The sequence below is a fragment of the Streptomyces zinciresistens K42 genome (genome assembly GCF_000225525.1).
Lineage (GTDB): Bacteria > Actinomycetota > Actinomycetes > Streptomycetales > Streptomycetaceae > Streptomyces > Streptomyces zinciresistens.
Genome location: NZ_AGBF01000018.1, coordinates 1 through 14238, shown reverse-complemented (window position 1 = coordinate 14238; position 14238 = coordinate 1). Strand labels below are relative to the sequence as shown.

Annotated in this window: 11 protein-coding genes and 1 riboswitch; of the genes, 2 read left to right on the top strand and 9 right to left on the bottom strand. The window is 75.3% G+C overall.

Annotated features, from left to right (window positions below; genetic code table 11):
* Nucleotides 1-15 precede the first annotated feature (15 nt).
* A riboswitch (cyclic di-AMP (ydaO/yuaA leader) is annotated at nucleotides 16-173 on the top strand.
* Nucleotides 174-184: 11 nt separating this feature from the next.
* A complete protein-coding gene (locus tag SZN_RS08765) occupies nucleotides 185-1198 on the top strand; it encodes a M23 family metallopeptidase (protein ID WP_007493434.1) in 1014 nt (337 codons plus the stop codon).
* A 148-nt stretch (nucleotides 1199-1346) separates the two neighbouring features.
* On the opposite strand, the gene SZN_RS08760 is transcribed toward SZN_RS08765, so the two are convergent.
* The 4 genes from SZN_RS08760 to SZN_RS08745 all read right to left on the bottom strand — a co-directional run bounded on the left by SZN_RS08760 (nucleotide 1347) and on the right by SZN_RS08745 (nucleotide 6842).
* A complete protein-coding gene (locus SZN_RS08760) occupies nucleotides 1347-2738 on the bottom strand; it encodes a PrsW family intramembrane metalloprotease (RefSeq protein WP_078508505.1) in 1392 nt (463 codons plus the stop codon).
* Between the two features lie 120 nt (nucleotides 2739-2858).
* Nucleotides 2859-3710 carry a tRNA (guanosine(46)-N7)-methyltransferase TrmB gene (gene trmB, locus SZN_RS08755; protein ID WP_007493430.1) on the bottom strand — a complete coding sequence of 284 codons (852 nt, stop codon included), beginning with the start codon at nucleotides 3708-3710 and terminating at the stop codon, nucleotides 2859-2861.
* Nucleotides 3711-3956: 246 nt separating this feature from the next.
* Nucleotides 3957-5165, bottom strand: coding sequence for an L-2-hydroxyglutarate oxidase (lhgO, locus tag SZN_RS08750; protein ID WP_007493427.1), 1209 nt, complete (start codon nucleotides 5163-5165; stop codon nucleotides 3957-3959).
* A 249-nt stretch (nucleotides 5166-5414) separates the two neighbouring features.
* Nucleotides 5415-6842 (bottom strand): NsdA family TPR-like regulatory protein, encoded by a 1428-nt coding sequence (locus SZN_RS08745; protein WP_007493426.1) that lies wholly within the window; start codon nucleotides 6840-6842, stop codon nucleotides 5415-5417.
* A 758-nt stretch (nucleotides 6843-7600) separates the two neighbouring features.
* Here SZN_RS08745 and SZN_RS08740 point away from each other — a divergent pair.
* Nucleotides 7601-9694: an asparagine synthase-related protein gene (locus SZN_RS08740; protein ID WP_007493423.1), complete on the top strand. Its 2094-nt coding sequence runs from the start codon at nucleotides 7601-7603 to the stop codon at nucleotides 9692-9694.
* A gap of 67 nt (nucleotides 9695-9761) precedes the next feature.
* Here the strand turns inward: SZN_RS08740 and SZN_RS08735 are convergent, their stop codons facing one another.
* The 5 genes from SZN_RS08735 to SZN_RS08715 all read right to left on the bottom strand — a co-directional run.
* Nucleotides 9762-11030 carry a hypothetical protein gene (locus tag SZN_RS08735; protein ID WP_007493421.1) on the bottom strand — a complete coding sequence of 423 codons (1269 nt, stop codon included), beginning with the start codon at nucleotides 11028-11030 and terminating at the stop codon, nucleotides 9762-9764.
* Entirely contained in the window at nucleotides 11027-12244 is a 1218-nt protein-coding gene (locus tag SZN_RS08730; protein ID WP_007493419.1) for a bifunctional glycosyltransferase family 2/GtrA family protein, read from the bottom strand. Before SZN_RS08730 ends, SZN_RS08735 begins: the two co-directional genes overlap by 4 nt.
* 288 nt (nucleotides 12245-12532) lie before the next feature.
* On the bottom strand, nucleotides 12533-13087 hold the full coding sequence (locus SZN_RS40390; protein WP_007493417.1) for a hypothetical protein: 555 nt from the start codon (nucleotides 13085-13087) through the stop codon (nucleotides 12533-12535).
* Between the two features lie 8 nt (nucleotides 13088-13095).
* Nucleotides 13096-13602 carry a SigE family RNA polymerase sigma factor gene (locus tag SZN_RS08720; protein WP_007493416.1) on the bottom strand — a complete coding sequence of 169 codons (507 nt, stop codon included), beginning with the start codon at nucleotides 13600-13602 and terminating at the stop codon, nucleotides 13096-13098.
* A 173-nt stretch (nucleotides 13603-13775) separates the two neighbouring features.
* On the bottom strand, nucleotides 13776-14238 hold a 463-nt coding region (locus tag SZN_RS08715; protein WP_007493413.1), incomplete at its 5' end, for an NPCBM/NEW2 domain-containing protein.

The window sequence follows — 14238 nt, the reverse complement described above, 5'->3', positions numbered from 1 at the left end:
CACAAGAGGCGGCTCCGTGCGCACGCGCCGAGTCCCGCAAGGGAGCCGGGGAACCACCACCCTGGGGTGAATCGCGCGGATGCCACCGTGAACTCACGGATGGTATACGCGCGTAGGAGACCTTCCTGCTCCGAACCCGTCAGCTAACCCGGTAGGCGAGAAGGAAGGAAAGGAGTACGCCCACGTGGCGTCCAACCGGCCTGCTACGCAGACCCAGTTCGTGCCCGGCCAGCGCAGCACGGACACCTTCGGATACGACCGCCTCGGCCCCGACGAGGGCCCCTTCGAGGAGTGGAACCCCACCGCGGAGACCGTGCGCCCCCCCCGGGGCAAGCACCGCGTGGCCAAGCAGCGCGGCGGGGGGCTCGCCCGCAGCTCCACCGTTCTCGGCGTCGGTGTCATAGCCGCCGTCGGCGCGGGCGGCATCGCGACCGCCCAGAGCGGCAAGGCTCCGGTCGCCATCACGATGCCGGACCTGCCGTTCTCCGGCGACGACTCTTCCGCCGGGGACGACGGGACCGCGCTCAGCACCATGGGCGCGACCACCCAGGAGGCCGCGCAGGGCGACGCCGGTGAGGCGCTGCGCAACCGGATCATGGCGCAGGCCGAGCTCCAGCAGGACCAGCTCGACGCCAAGGCCGCCGCCGACGCCGCCGCCGCCGCCGAGAAGGCCGCCGCCGAAGCGGTCGCCAAGGCGGAGAAGGACGCCAAGGCCAAGGCGAAGGCCGAGAAGGAGGCCGCCGAGGAGAAGGCCCGCGCGAAGGCCGAGGCCGAGCGCCTCGCCAAGCTGGCCAAGCAGTTCACGGTGCCGACGTCCTCGTACACCATCACCTCCACCTTCGGTGAGTCCGGCCCCTACTGGTCCTCCGGCAGCCACACCGGTCTCGACTTCGCGGCACCCACGGGTACCCCGCTCAAGGCGGTCGGAACCGGCACCGTCACCTTCGCCGGCTGGGACGGCTCCTACGGCTACAAGACCGTGCTGACCCTCCCGGACGGCACCGAGCTGCTGTTCGCGCACCAGTCCTCGATCAGCGTCAGCGTGGGCCAGAAGGTCACCACCGGCGAGGTCATCGGACGCATCGGTGCCACGGGCAACGTGACCGGCTCGCACACCCACATGGAGGTCTACCCGGGAGGCGGGTCCACCGCCGTCGACCCGATGGCCTGGCTGCGCGCACGCGGCGTCAACCCCTGATCCACCGAAAACGCCGGGGCCCCGAAGGGACCCCGGCGTTTTCGTGTGCCCTGCCCCGCTCACCGGCGGTCCCGGCGGCGTCCCCCGACGTCGGGGCCGCCGGTCTCGGCGTCTCCCGGCCTGTGTCGTGCGCGGGCCGGGCGGGCGCTCAGGACCGGTAGGGGCGGTACGCCGGGTACGGCGCCCCCCGGCCGCCTCCCGGCCCGTCCGGCGGCTCGTGTCCCGGCTCCCGTCCCGGCCCGTTCAGCGGTCCGTGGACCTGGAGGCGGGGCTGCGGGTGGCCGGGCACCGGCGTGCCGTACCAGGGGCCCGGCCACGCCCGGACGGCCACCGCGTGCTCCAGGGCCGGGCGCGCCGTCTCCCGGCGCCGCCACAGCGCGTGCAGCAACTCCCGCTCCCGCTCGACGAAGTCCGCGCGCGCCCGCCCGCGGCGCCCGCCGTGCCGCAGGAGCGCCAGCGACGTGGCGTACGCCTCGTACCGCGCGACCGTCCGGGCCGCCGCCCGTCCCCCGTGCCGCCGCGCGAACCGCCGTGCCGTGCGCCGGTCGCGCATCGAGCCCAGCGCGAACGGCTCGGCGGGCGACAGCCAGTCGGCGGCGACATAGGCGGCCAGCTCCTCGCGCACGGTCCTCAGCTCGCGCTGCCGGGTCCAGATCGCCAGCCAGGTCAGCAGGCCGAACGCGGGCACCATGAAGGCCGCGTACACGGCGAAGAAGCCGAACTCGCCGAAGTTCGACGAGCCGTTCCACAGGGCGTGCATGCCCATGGCGAGCAGCAGCCCGAGCAGCGGGAGCAGGACACGGCGCGCGCGCCGGCGCTCGCCGGACTGCGCGGCGACGCCGAGTCCGATGCCGGTGAAGACCGTGAAGAGCGGGTGCGCGAAAGGGGACATGACGACGCGGACGAAGAACGTCGCCGCGGTCACGGAGGCGAGGCCGCTGCCGCCGGTGAGCTGGTCGGTGCCGAACGCGGTGCCGAGGTAGAGGATGTTCTCGGTGAAGGCGAAGCCGGCGCCGGTGACGCCCGCCATCACCACGCCGTCGAGGACGCCGGTGAAGTCCCGGCGGCGGAAGAGGAGGATGAGGACGACGGCCGCGCCCTTGGCGCTCTCCTCCACGACGGGCGCTATGACGGTCGCGCCCAGGGTGTCCGCGCGGGACGGATCGGCGGTCGCCGTCGCTATCCAGCGGGTCGCGAAGCTGTTGGCGACGATCGCTATGAGCGCCGCCGCGCAGGCCCCCCAGGCGAAGGAGAACACCATGGTGCGCCACGGGCAGGGCTCGACCCGGTCCAGCCAGCGGAAGACGGCCACGAGCAGCGGCACGGGCAGGACGGCGAGGCCGAGTCCGACCAGGAAGCCCTCGGGGCCGGTCTGTTCGCGCACCATGGCGAGGATGACCAGGCCGCAGAGCACGAGCAGGGTGCTCAGGGCGGCGTGGCGCACCCAGCGCCGCTGCCACCAGTGCGCGTGCCGCAACGGCCCACCGGACGGGACGGGGGGCTGCGCCGGATGCGCCGGACGCGGGGGACAGGTGGCCACGGCATCGACCCTAACGAGACGGGGGCGCCGCCCGCAGCGGCACGAGGGCTCGGGCGCCGGTGGGACCGCTGCCGGTCCGCTCGCCGCCGCGACGGCGACCGGGGCGCACGGCGGCCGCCCCTACCGCTGCGCGCGGCGGAAGAGCAGGTCGTTCACCACATGACCCTTTTCCAGTCCCTGGCCCTCGAAACGGGTGAGCGGGCGGAACCCGGGCCGGGGCGAGAAACCGCCGTCGGCCCGGGTGTTCTCGAACGCGGGGTGAGCGGTCAGCACGTCGAGCATCTGTTCGGCGTACGGTTCCCAGTCGGTGGCGCAGTGCACCAGGGCGCCGGGCTTCAGCCGGGTCGCCGCCAGGTCCAGGAACTCGGGCTGGATCAGCCGCCGCTTGTGGTGGCGCTTCTTCGGCCAGGGGTCGGGGAAGTACACGCGCAGGCCGTCGAGCGCGTCCGGGGTGAGCATCTCGCGCAGCAGGATGACGGCGTCGCCGTTGGCCACCCGGACGTTGGCCAGGCCGTGGTGGTCGGCCAGGGCGAGGAGGTTCCCCTGGCCGGGGGTGTGCACGTCGACGGCGAGGATGTCGGTGCCGGGGTCGTCCGCCGCCATCCGCGCGGTGGCCTCCCCCATCCCGAACCCGATCTCCAGCACGACCGGGTTGTCGTTCCCGAACAGCTCGCCCAGGTCGACGACCCGCTGCCCGTCGATGTCGAGCCCCCACGCGGGCCACAGCCGCTGCAACGCGTCCGCCTGCCCGGCCGTCACCCTGCTGCGCCGCGGCTGGAAGCTGCGGATGCGCCGCTCGAAGTGCGACCCGGCGGGGTCGGCCCGGGGGCCGTCGGGGAACCGGGGCTCGCCCTTGGCGCGGGTGTGCCGCACGGACAGTCCGGGGACGTGGTGGACCGGCTCGCCGACGGACTCGGACGCAGCGTGCGCGCCGGGCCGGGGGGCTTCGGGGGCGTTGAGGGATTCAGACACAGTGGGACCGATTTTACGTGCGGCCGGGGGTACGCCTCCGCGGAGCGGATCGCCCCGCCTCGCCCCGCCCGCCTGCTGTGCCTTGCCCGGTGCCGCCCGCCCGCCTTGTGTCGCCTTGCCCCGGCCGCCTTGCGCGGCCTCGCGTCCTGCGTCTCGGCCGCCTCGCGGCGTCCGCCTGGCGCCGCCCGTCCGCCTCGCGGCGTCCGCCTCGTGCCGCCCCCGGTGCCGCCGCCCGTCCGTGCCGGCTCAAGCCGCCGCCAGTACCGCCAGGGCCCGTCTGGCCACCTCGCGGCCGATCGGCAGGGACGCCGTCGCCGCGGGGCTGGGCGCGTTCAGCACGTGCACCGCCCGTGGTCCCTCGCGGATCAGGAAGTCGTCCACCAGCCCGCCGTCCCGAAGCACGGCCTGTGCCCGGACCCCGGCCTCGGCGGGCACCAGGTCGCCGGACGTCACGGCGGGCAGGAGTCTGCGCACCGCGCTCGTGAACGCCGCTCTGGACACCGACCGGCGCAGCTCCCCGGCGCCGTAGAGCCAGTGCCGGCGGGCCATGCGCCAGGTTCCGGGCCAGGCGAGGACCGCACCGACCTCCCGGGGCCGTACGACGCCCCAGCCGTATCCCTCGCGGGCCAGGGCCGGCACGGCGTTGGGGCCGATGTGGACGCCGCCGTCGATCCCGCGTGTGAGGTGCACCCCGAGGAACGGGAACGCCGGGTCGGGCACCGGATACACCAGGCCCCGCACCAGCTCGGGCCGGGCCAGCGTGTAGTACTCGCCCCGGAACGGGACGATCCGCACCTCCGGCTCGTCGCCGGTCATCCGGGCGATCTCGTCGCAGTAGAGCCCGGCGCAGTTCACCAGCACCCGGCCGCGGACGACGTCCCCGCGCGCGGTCCGCACCGCGACGCCCAGGCCGGTCCGGCGGTCGACGCGCTCGACCCGTGCCCCGTAGCGCAGCTCGGCCCCGGAGGACTCCGCCAGCTGCCGGGCGACGCCGGTGAAGTCGCACACGCCCGTCGTCCCGACGTGTATGGCGGCCAGGCCGCGCACCTCGGGTTCGTACTCCGCGATCTGCGCGGCGCCCAGCTCGCGGACCGGGATGCCGTTCTCCCGGCCGCGCTGGACCAGGGCGTGCAGCCTCGGCAGCTCCTCGCGGCCGGTGGCGACGATCAGCTTGCCGGTGACGGCGTGCGCGATGCCGTACTCGGCGCAGAACTTCACCATCTCGGCGGCTCCCCGCACCGCGTAGCGCGCCTTGAGCGAGCCCGGCCGGTAGTAGATGCCGCTGTGCACGACCCCGCTGTTGCGCCCCGTCTGGTGACGGGCCGGGGCCGCCTCCTTCTCCAGCACGGTCACCCGGGTGCCGGGCGCGGCCCGCGTGATCGCGTACGCCGTGGCCAGCCCGACGATCCCCGCGCCGATCACGAGCACGTCACTGTCGTAAGCGATCGCACGCACCTGCCCCACCTCCCGCTGTCGATAATGCACTGCGCCACTGACAGCGCGGCCAAACCCGGAAGGTGCGCCCGGCCCGGGGCCGCGGCTCCCCCGCGGCGGGCGCGGGCCGGTTCGGCCGGACGGGTGACGCCGGCGGGTGCGGCGGCGAGCGGGGCACCACCGCCGCGCCGGGCACGATCGCCGCCGGGGACGGCACGGCCGGCCCGGGAGGCGCCCCGCTCGCGCCGGGGCGGGCTCACATCCCCGCTGTCAGGCGGGCGCCATCATCAGCAGCGGCCTCGCCCGCTCCCGCAGCTCGACCACGCGCGGCTCGTCGCCGTAGGGCTCCAGGCGGTGCAGCAGGTCCCTCACGTACTCCGTGGTGCGCGCGGACGATATCCGCCCCGCCACCTCCACGGCCCGTACGCCCTGCTCGCAGGCGGCGTCGAGGTTGCCCGACTCCAGCTCGGCGACCGCCGAGACGACCAGCCGCAGCCCGTGCGAGCGCACGAACTCCTCCGTCGGCCTCGACAGGGCCTGCTCCGTGAACCGCCGGACCTGGCGCGGCGCCTTCAGGTCCCGGTAGCACTCGGCGGCGTCGGCGGCGAAGCGGTCGTAGGAGTAGAAGCCCAGCCAGGACGGGTCGTTGTCGCCCTCCCGTGAGCGCTCCAGCCAGCCCTCCGCCGACTTCAGGGCGGCGCCGGCCGCCTGCGCGTCACCGGCGCGCGCGTGCGCGCGTGCCTCGATCAGGCGGAAGAAGCTCATGGTGCGGGCCGTGGCGAGCCCCCGGTTGCGCTCCGCGGCGGCCTGGGCGAGATCGACGCCCTCGTCGCCGAAGCCCCGGTAGGTCGCCTGGAGCGACATCGACGCCAGCACGTAGCCGCCGAGCGGCACGTCGGCGGCGGCGCGGGCCAGGCGCAGGGCCTGGATGTAGTACCGCTGCGCGGCCTCCTGCTGCCCGGTGTCGAACGCCATCCACCCGGCGAGGCGGGTCAGTTCGGCGCTGGCACCGAACAGGGCGCGGCCCACCTCGTCGGAGTAGGAGCCGAGCAGCAGCGGCGCCGCCTCGACCCGTAAGCACTCCGGCACCATGGACGAACGCCAGTCGCCGCCGCCGTACTTGGAGTCCCAGCGCCGGGCGTCCTCGGCGGCCTCGCGCAGCTTCTGCACATCGCTGTGGCCGACCTTGAGCGGCGCCCCCGAGCTCTCCGCCGGGCTCACCTCGCGCGCGACCGAGCTGTCGGCCGGTGTGATCAGCCACCGGGACGCGGGCGTCGCGTAGGCGCTCACGGCGAAGGAGCCGGCCAGCGACTGCCAGATGCCGCCGGAGCCGGCCCGGCGGCCGGCGAGGTCGAGACGGTAGAGCTCCGTCGCCGACCGCACCGCCTGTCCGACGTCCCGGGGGAAGGCGAGGCCCACTTCGGGTGCGGGGTCCGCGTCCGCCAGGCCGATCTCGTGGAGCGGCACCGGGCGGCCGAGCTTCTGGCCGATCGCGGCCGCGATGAGGTGCGGCGCGGCGCCCTGCGGCACCATGCCCTTCGACACCCAGCGCGCCACCGACGTCTTGTCGTAGCGAAGAGTCAGGCCCCGCTGGGCGCCAAGGTCGTTGACGCGCCGTGCGAGTCCTGCGTTGCTGATTCCCGCGAGGGCGAGAACGGCGCCGAGTTTCTCGTTCGGCCCGCGTTGCTCCCTGGACATGCGCCACCCCTCGACACAGACGGCTGCCGTGCTGGCATAACCACCCGGCATTCGTAAAACCCAGCGTAGTTCGCCGCATCCCAAGCGTTAAGGGGCATTCTTCCGGATGGCGGGATTGTGGTCCGTACGCAAGTGCGCACCCAGTACGCACAGTTGTGGCGTGCCCCGGCCGTGTGGCCGTGCGCCCGTCCGTGCGCTCTTCTCCGGCCGGCGGGGGAGCGGTTCCATGGGTGACGCGTGGGTCGGCCCGCTGTACTGGATCCAGTGGGCTGGGGGATTCCGCCGCCTACATCCCCGCGGGCGACGGAACGGTCCGGGGGGCGCACTCCGTTCCCCGGACTGCGCGCGCGGTGAGCACGGCGCGTAGGCGCCGAGGGCGCACGGAGGCCGCGCCAGCCTGTCCCCATGCCACCGATTTGGCTGAAAACAGCCCCTGCCTCGAATGGGTGAATTCCGCTCCCACCATGGCAGTTGAGGGCGCGAAGGGCGTTTTTGGGGAGCGTATCGGGGGCGCATTCACGTCGCGGACGTCGGGGGATCTTCCACCCGGACGGCCCCCGCCGAGGTCCGCACGCCTGCGGTCTCCGGTGCACCGCAAGGCTGTTGGGGCCGCACCCGATCCGGCACGGGGGGCGCGGACACCGGCGCGTTCCCGTATCCCGAGCGGCTACGCCGCTGCTCCGGCGCGCGGCCTTCATGGCAGCATGGTGACCGGTTCGTACGGTGGCACTGGTTGTCCACAGCCTGTGGAGGCGTCCATGCGGTGGTTGGTGGGATGGAGCAGCACCACCGCGGTGGCCGCCGGGTTCGGCTCCGCGGGGGCGACCGGGAGCGACGGCGAGACCGTCCACCCGGTGGGCTCCCAGCTCCTGTGGGGCGACCCCGATCCGCTCTGGGCGGTCGGGGACTGGCGCCCTGACGAGGTGCGCGTGATCAAGGCCGACGCGCAGAACCGGATCGCGGTCCTCGGCACGTGCGGCGCGAGCGACGAGCAGCTGCGGCTCGGCCTGTTCGCCGCGCGCGGGGGAGCACTTCGGCATCTGACGGCCTGGCCCGGCAGTTACACGGCGGTCGTCCAGGCCGGCCGCAGGGTCACGGTGTGCGGCGATCTCGCGGGCGCGCGGCCGGTGTTCCACACCCCGTGGGCGGGCGGCACCGCCTACGCGACCGCCGCGCTCCCCCTCGCCGACCTCATCGAGGCCAACCTCGACTTCGGCCACCTGGCCGCCCTGCTCGCCGCCCCCGACGTCCCGGCCGCCCTGCACGACTCCACGCCGTACGACGGCGTGCGCCGGATCCCCCCGGGGCACGCGCTGATCCTGCGCGCCGGGTCCCGCGAGATCGCCGGCTACGACCCGGTCGCCTCGCTGGCCGTCGCCGCGCCCCCGGCCGATCCGCACAGCGCGGTGGACGCCGTACGGGACGCGCTGGTGGAGGCCGTCCGCGCCCGGCTGTCCGCGCCCCGCCACGTGCCCGGCGCCGACATAGACCCGGGACCGGTCCCGGGCATGGGCCCGGCCGAACGGCGCGCCGCGCGCGGGACGCCGGTCCCGGGCATCGGCGCCGACCTGTCCGGGGGACCCGCGTCGGGCACCCTGGCGCTGCTGGCCGCGGGGCTGCCGGGCATGCCGGGCACGGTCCTGGGCCACGGCACGGGCGCGGGCGAGCGCCTGCTGGCGGTGACCTTCAACGACCTGACCGTCGCCGGCCGCGAGGACGAGGTGCAGCGGGCGGGCACGCTGGCGGCCAACCCGCGCCTGCACCACGTGGTCGTCCCGGGCGACGAGGACACCCTGCCGTACGCCGACCTGGACGGCCCGCTCACCGACGAACCGGGACCGAGCCTGGTCAGCGCCGCGCGGCACCGCGCACGCCTGGCCGCGGGCAGCGCCGACCACTTCACCGGACACGGCGCCCGCCAGGTCCTCGACGCCCACCCGGCCCGCCTCGCCGACCTCCTGATGGACCGCAGGCGCCGCCATCTGGTGCGCCCCGTCGCGGCCCTCGCGAAGGCCGACGGCTCGGTGCTGGTCCCCGCGCGCGTGTACGGCGCGGCGCGCAAGCTCGCCCGCACCCCCTACCGCGCCGGCCTGGAGTCCCTGGCCGACCGGCTGCTGCACCGCCGCTTCGAGGAGCCCAGGGGCGCCGTCGGGGCGTCACTCGCCGCGCTCACCTGGGCCGGACCCGGGCCCGCCGCGCGCTGGCTGACGGGTGAGGCGCTGGCTGAAGTATCGGTTCGTCTCCAAGCGGCGGCCGACCGCAACGGCATCGGGCCCGGACAGCGCCCCGGCGACCATCGCGCGCGGGCCGCCCTGGCCCGTCACGCGGCCGATGCGCGCGTCCTCGAACAGGCCGCCGAGGTCCGCTTCCAGCGTCTGCACAGCCCGTTCCTCGACAACCAGGTCGTCCGCGCCTGCCGCGCCCTCCCGGAGGCCCTGCGCGTCCAGCCCGGCGCCCGCGCCGACATCCTGCGCACGGTCCTGGAGGGCGCCGGAGTGGCCGACCTCCCGCCCGGCTGGGGCGCCACCTCCCGGGCGTCGGCGGAGGTGGCCTCGCGCACCGGCCTGCGGGTCGCCGCGGACTCCCTGATGGCGCTGTTCGGCACCCCCCTGCTCGCCCAGGCCGGGCTGGTCGAGGCACGGGTCGTGCGCAAGGCGCTGCGCGCGGCGGCCGAGGGTGAGCCGCTGCCCCTGGACGGCCTCGCCGACCTGGTCTCCCTGGAGCTGTGGCTGCACCGCCTCCTGGCCCGCCGGGGCACCTGCTGGACCGGGACCCCGGCCCGCGCCCGCGCCGTACCGGAGGGCATCCGCCCCCAGCGGGGGGCACTGGGGGCGGGCGCGGCGGGACGGTAGCCCGCGCCCGCAGCCCACCGCGCCTGCCCACCGCCCGCCTGCCCACCGCCCGTCCGCCCACCGCCCGTCACGGCACGCCCAGTTCGAAGAGCACGTAGCCCGCGTACGAGCCCGAGGCGGCGGCCACCACGGCGAGCAGGCCGCACAGGAGCGGCATGCCCAGGGTGCGCAGCCGTACGGCGAGCGGCAGGAACAGCGGGAAGGCCGGCAGCAGATAGCGCGAGACGTTGCCGAAGATCTGCTGGCTGCCCAGGACCAGCACGAAGGTGCACAGGGTGTACACGATCAGCACCGACGGCGGGCGCAGCCGGATCAGCAGCGGGATCAGCAGCAGACCGAGCAGGACGACCAGCACCCCGATGAAGTCCTCCACGGGGAACGGGAAGAGGTAGTCGGTGCGGCCCACCGCGACGGACGTGAAGACGTCCAGCGTCTGCGCTCCGAAGTCGAACGAGCGTGCCCAGGCGCCCTTCTGGAGCTTGAAGTAGCCGGTGAGGTCCCCCATGCGCTCGCCGACGTAGAGCAGATAGCCGGCCAGCCCGAGCGGTGCGACGAGGATCGCGGTCAGCGGGCGGCCCACGTCGTCGTCGCGGCGGTGCAGCCGCCGCAGGGCGGCCACCGTGAGCGCGGCGATCAGCGCGACGGAGGTGGGGCGGCTCAGGCCCGCGGTGAAGGTGAGGACGCCCGCGGTGAGCCAGCGGTCGTTCATCACGGCGTGGCAGGCCCACACGGCGAGGGCGACGTACAGCGACTCCGAGTACCCCGACCACTCGGTGCCCGAGCCCGGCCACACGGCCCACAGCCCGGCCGCCGCGAGCCCGGCGCGCGGCCCGCCGAAACGGGCGGCGACCGCGTGGACGCCGAGCGCGGCGGCGAACGAGGCGACGACGGACACCAGCAGGCCGGAGCCGTAGAGGCCGAGTCCCGTGACGTCGGACACCAGCCGCATCGTGGCCGGGTAGAGCGGGAAGAACGCCGCCGAGTTCCCCTCCAGGGTGATCATGCCGGTGGCGCCGGGTATCGGGACGAGCGCGGGGTCGTAGCCGTTGGCGGCGATCTGCTGGTACCACCAGCCGTCCCAGGTGGCGAGGACGTCCCAGGGCTGCGCGCCGCCGCCGAAGCGGGGGTGCTTCCTGCGGAAGTCCCCGGTGGAGTCGAGCAGGTACATGAAGACGGCGAAGCCGATGAGCTTCAGCACGCCGTACACGAGCAGCACCGGCAGGTGGGGCCGGACCCGGCGCCACACGCCGCGCAGCAGGTCGGCGGACCGGGCGCGCCCGGTGCGTACGAGGTCGGCGGCGCGGGGGCGTTCGACCGGGTTCAGGGTGTCGCTCATGCGCCCGGCGATCCCGTCCCGCGCCGGGCCGGGGGGAACACCCAGGCCCGCAGCAGCAGGAAGCGCACCAGGGTCGCGGCCAGGTTGGCGGCGACCAGCACCGCGATCTCCGCGGACCGGGCCGAGCCGGGGGCCAGCCGGTGCAGCACGGCGAGCGCCCCGCTGGTCAGGGCGAGGCCGACCAGGAAGACCAGCAGCCCCTTGGCCTGGTGGCGCAGGGCACCGCCCCGGCCGCGCAGCCCGAACGTCAGCCGCCGGTTCGCGGCCGTGTTGGCCAGGGCGCACACCAGCAGCGCGACGGCGTTGGCGGTCTGCGCCCCCGTGGCGGGACGCAGCAGCGCGTACAGCAGCACATAGCCGAGGGTGCTGACGGCGCCCACCGCGCCGAAGCGCAGCAACTGGCCCGCCAGCGCGCCGGACCGCCGCTCCTCGCCGCGGCGCAGCCCGGCCGTGGGGAGGGTGCCGCGGGCCAGCGCCGCGCCGATCCGGGCGATGCCGCGCAGATCGGCCAGTGCCGTGGCCAGGATGTCGACCCGGCTGTCGGGGTCGTCGACCCAGTCGACCGGCACCTCGTGGATGCGCAGCCCGGCCCGCTCGGCGATCACCAGCAGCTCGGTGTCGAAGAACCACCCGGAGTCCCGCACCAGCGGCAGCAGCCGTTCGGCGACGTCGCGCCGCACCGCCTTGAACCCGCACTGCGCGTCGCTGAAGCCCACCGCGAGCGTGGAGCGCAACAGGACGTTGTAGCAACGGGAGATGACCTCCCGGCGCGGGCCGCGCACCACCCGCGCACCGCGCGCCAGCCGGGTGCCGATCGCGATGTCGGAGTGCCCGGAGATCAGCGGGGCGACCAGCGGCAGCAGTGCCGCGAGGTCCGTCGAGAGGTCCACGTCCAGGTAGGCGAGCACCGGCGCGCGCGACGCGGACCACGCGGTGTGCAGCGCCCGGCCGCGCCCCTTCTCCGCCAGCCGCAGCCACGCGGTCTCCGGCAGCTCGGCCGCCAGCCGGGCGGCTATCGCCGGGGTGGCGTCCGTACTGGCGTTGTCCGCGACGGTGATCCGGAACGGGTACGGGAACGTCTCGCGCAGATGCGCGTGCAGCCGCCGCACGCTGCGCTCCAGGTCCTTCTCCTCGTTGTGCACCGGAACGACCACGTCCAGGACGGGCTCGCGCTGATGCGCCGGGAGCGGCGTCCGCAGCGGCAGGTGGTCCATCAGTTCTGTCACGGTCCGTCCAGGTTCGGGTTCTTGGCGCAGGGCAGGGCACGGCAGGGCAGTGCGAAGGCGCCGGTGGTGCCACGGCCGTACGGCCTGTCGCGGGGGAGATGACTCAGGGGTGGTGAACGGGAGCGCGGGGGCGCGGTCCGGGGGGGCGTGCGCGGTGCGAGGGGCGCGGCTCCTGGGAGTGCGGGGCGGAAGGGCGGGGCGGAAGGGTGGGGCGGGGCTCCGGGGAGTGCGGGCCGGAAGGGTGGGGCGGGCCGGAGGGGCGGGCCGGCTCCCCGGCTACCCCGGGCCCTCCGAATACGGGGCCGACGGGCTCCTGGAGGGCGCACCGGTCGGTGACGTGGGCGGCGGCGGGGGCGCGGTGGTGCTCTTGTCCGGCGGCGGTGGCGTCGCGGTCTCCGTCCCGGACTCGGTCCCGGACTCGGTCGCGGTCGGATCGGTGGTCACCGGGTCGGCGTCGCCCGCCGCACCCGAGGTGCTGGTGGCGGGGGCCGAGGGGGCTTCGGCGGTCCCGGTGGGCGGCGCGGTGGCCGTACCGGTGGGGGAGGGGAGGCCGGGTGCCGGGGTGGGGCCGGGCGACACCGGCCCGGTCGCGGGGCGCGGCACCGGGGCCTGCGGGCGGTTCTCGCCCTGGTCGTGGGGGAGCACGAGGAAGCCGATGCCGACGCCGATCCCGGCGACCGCCAGGACGGACCCGGCGGCCCGGCGCACCACGCGGAGGCGGCGGTGGGCCCGCACCCCGGCCCGCAGCCGTGCCTGGTCCCCGGTCTCGAAGGGGGTGTACTCCCGGGCGTCGCGCATCATCCGCGCCAACTCCCGCTCGAAGTGGTCCATCAGCTCCTTCACCCCACCGGCTCGATGACGTCGGACAGGATGCGGCGCAGCCGTGCCACGCCACGCGAGGCATGGGAGCGGGCCGTGCCCACCGGGCACCCCAGCACCCCCGCCACCTGCGTCTCCGACAGGTCCTGGTAGTAACGCAGCACCACCGCGGCCCGCTGCCGCGGCGGCAGTTGGGCCAGCGCGGCCTCCAGCCGCGAGCGCTCGACCACGGCGGCCGACACGTCCCCCGCCTCCGGCAGGTCCGGCAACTGCTCGACCGGGCGCTCACCCCACCAGCGCCGCCGCGCCGACCGGGCCGCCGCCCGCACGAGCACTTTCCGTACGTACGCCTCCGGCGCCTCCTCCGCGATCCGGGGCCAGACGAACCAGAGCTTGACCATGGCCTCCTGGAGCAGGTCCTCGGCCCGGTGCCGATCCCCACCCACGAGCAGACGGGACAGGTGGAACAACGCCGACCAGCGAGCTGCCACGAACCCGTCGAACCCCTCGGCCCGACTCTGCTCCACGCACACCGTCCCCTGTCGCCACCGGCCCCTGCACCTAGGAGAAGACACTGGGCGGCGCACTTCGATGCGCTCGACGGGTGTGATCCGGGTTACACGGTGAAGGCGCGCGGCCCAGGCGGCCGTTCGCCCAGGCGGCCGTCCGCCCGGCGCTCAGCGGGCCGGGCGCCGGGCGGTCACGCGCACCTGAACCGGGAGTCCGCCCAGTCCGCCAGCAGCAGGGCGTCGAACGTGCGCAGCGGCTCGACGACCAGCCGTACGGTCGTGCGCCCGGCCAGGTTCACGCGGACGGGCACCGCGGGATCGCCAGCCCGCACCGCGCCGGACCGCCACAGACGGACGCCGTCCGCGTAGACCGAGAAGGAGAAGCCACCGAGGCCCAGGTTCTTGTCGTCGACACCGACCAGGGCGTCGTAGGAGTCGCACGCGCGGTTGAGGTCGATCGTGACGGAGGAACGGCCGCGCACGCTCACCCCGCGCGCGTACCGCTCCCCGGAGATCGAGACGCCGTAGCGCTGCCACACCCAGCTGCTCCCGGCGAGCCGCATCTCGGGCCGGGTGCCGTCGCCGGCGAGGTCGTACGACAGTTCGTTCCACGGAAAGACCGCCGGGGCCGGCGGCGGGGCAGGGGCGGGCGGC

Excerpts from the sequence above, each read along its gene's own strand:
- SZN_RS08745 (WP_007493426.1), bottom strand. The coding sequence starts at position 6,842 with ATGTCCAGGGAGCAACGCGGGCCGAACGAGAAACTCGGCGCCGTTCTC.
- SZN_RS08740 (WP_007493423.1), top strand. The coding sequence starts at position 7,601 with ATGCGGTGGTTGGTGGGATGGAGCAGCACCACCGCGGTGGCCGCCGGG.
- SZN_RS08735 (WP_007493421.1), bottom strand. The coding sequence starts at position 11,030 with ATGAGCGACACCCTGAACCCGGTCGAACGCCCCCGCGCCGCCGACCTC.
- SZN_RS08730 (WP_007493419.1), bottom strand. The coding sequence starts at position 12,244 with ATGGACCACCTGCCGCTGCGGACGCCGCTCCCGGCGCATCAGCGCGAG.
- SZN_RS40390 (WP_007493417.1), bottom strand. The coding sequence starts at position 13,087 with ATGGACCACTTCGAGCGGGAGTTGGCGCGGATGATGCGCGACGCCCGG.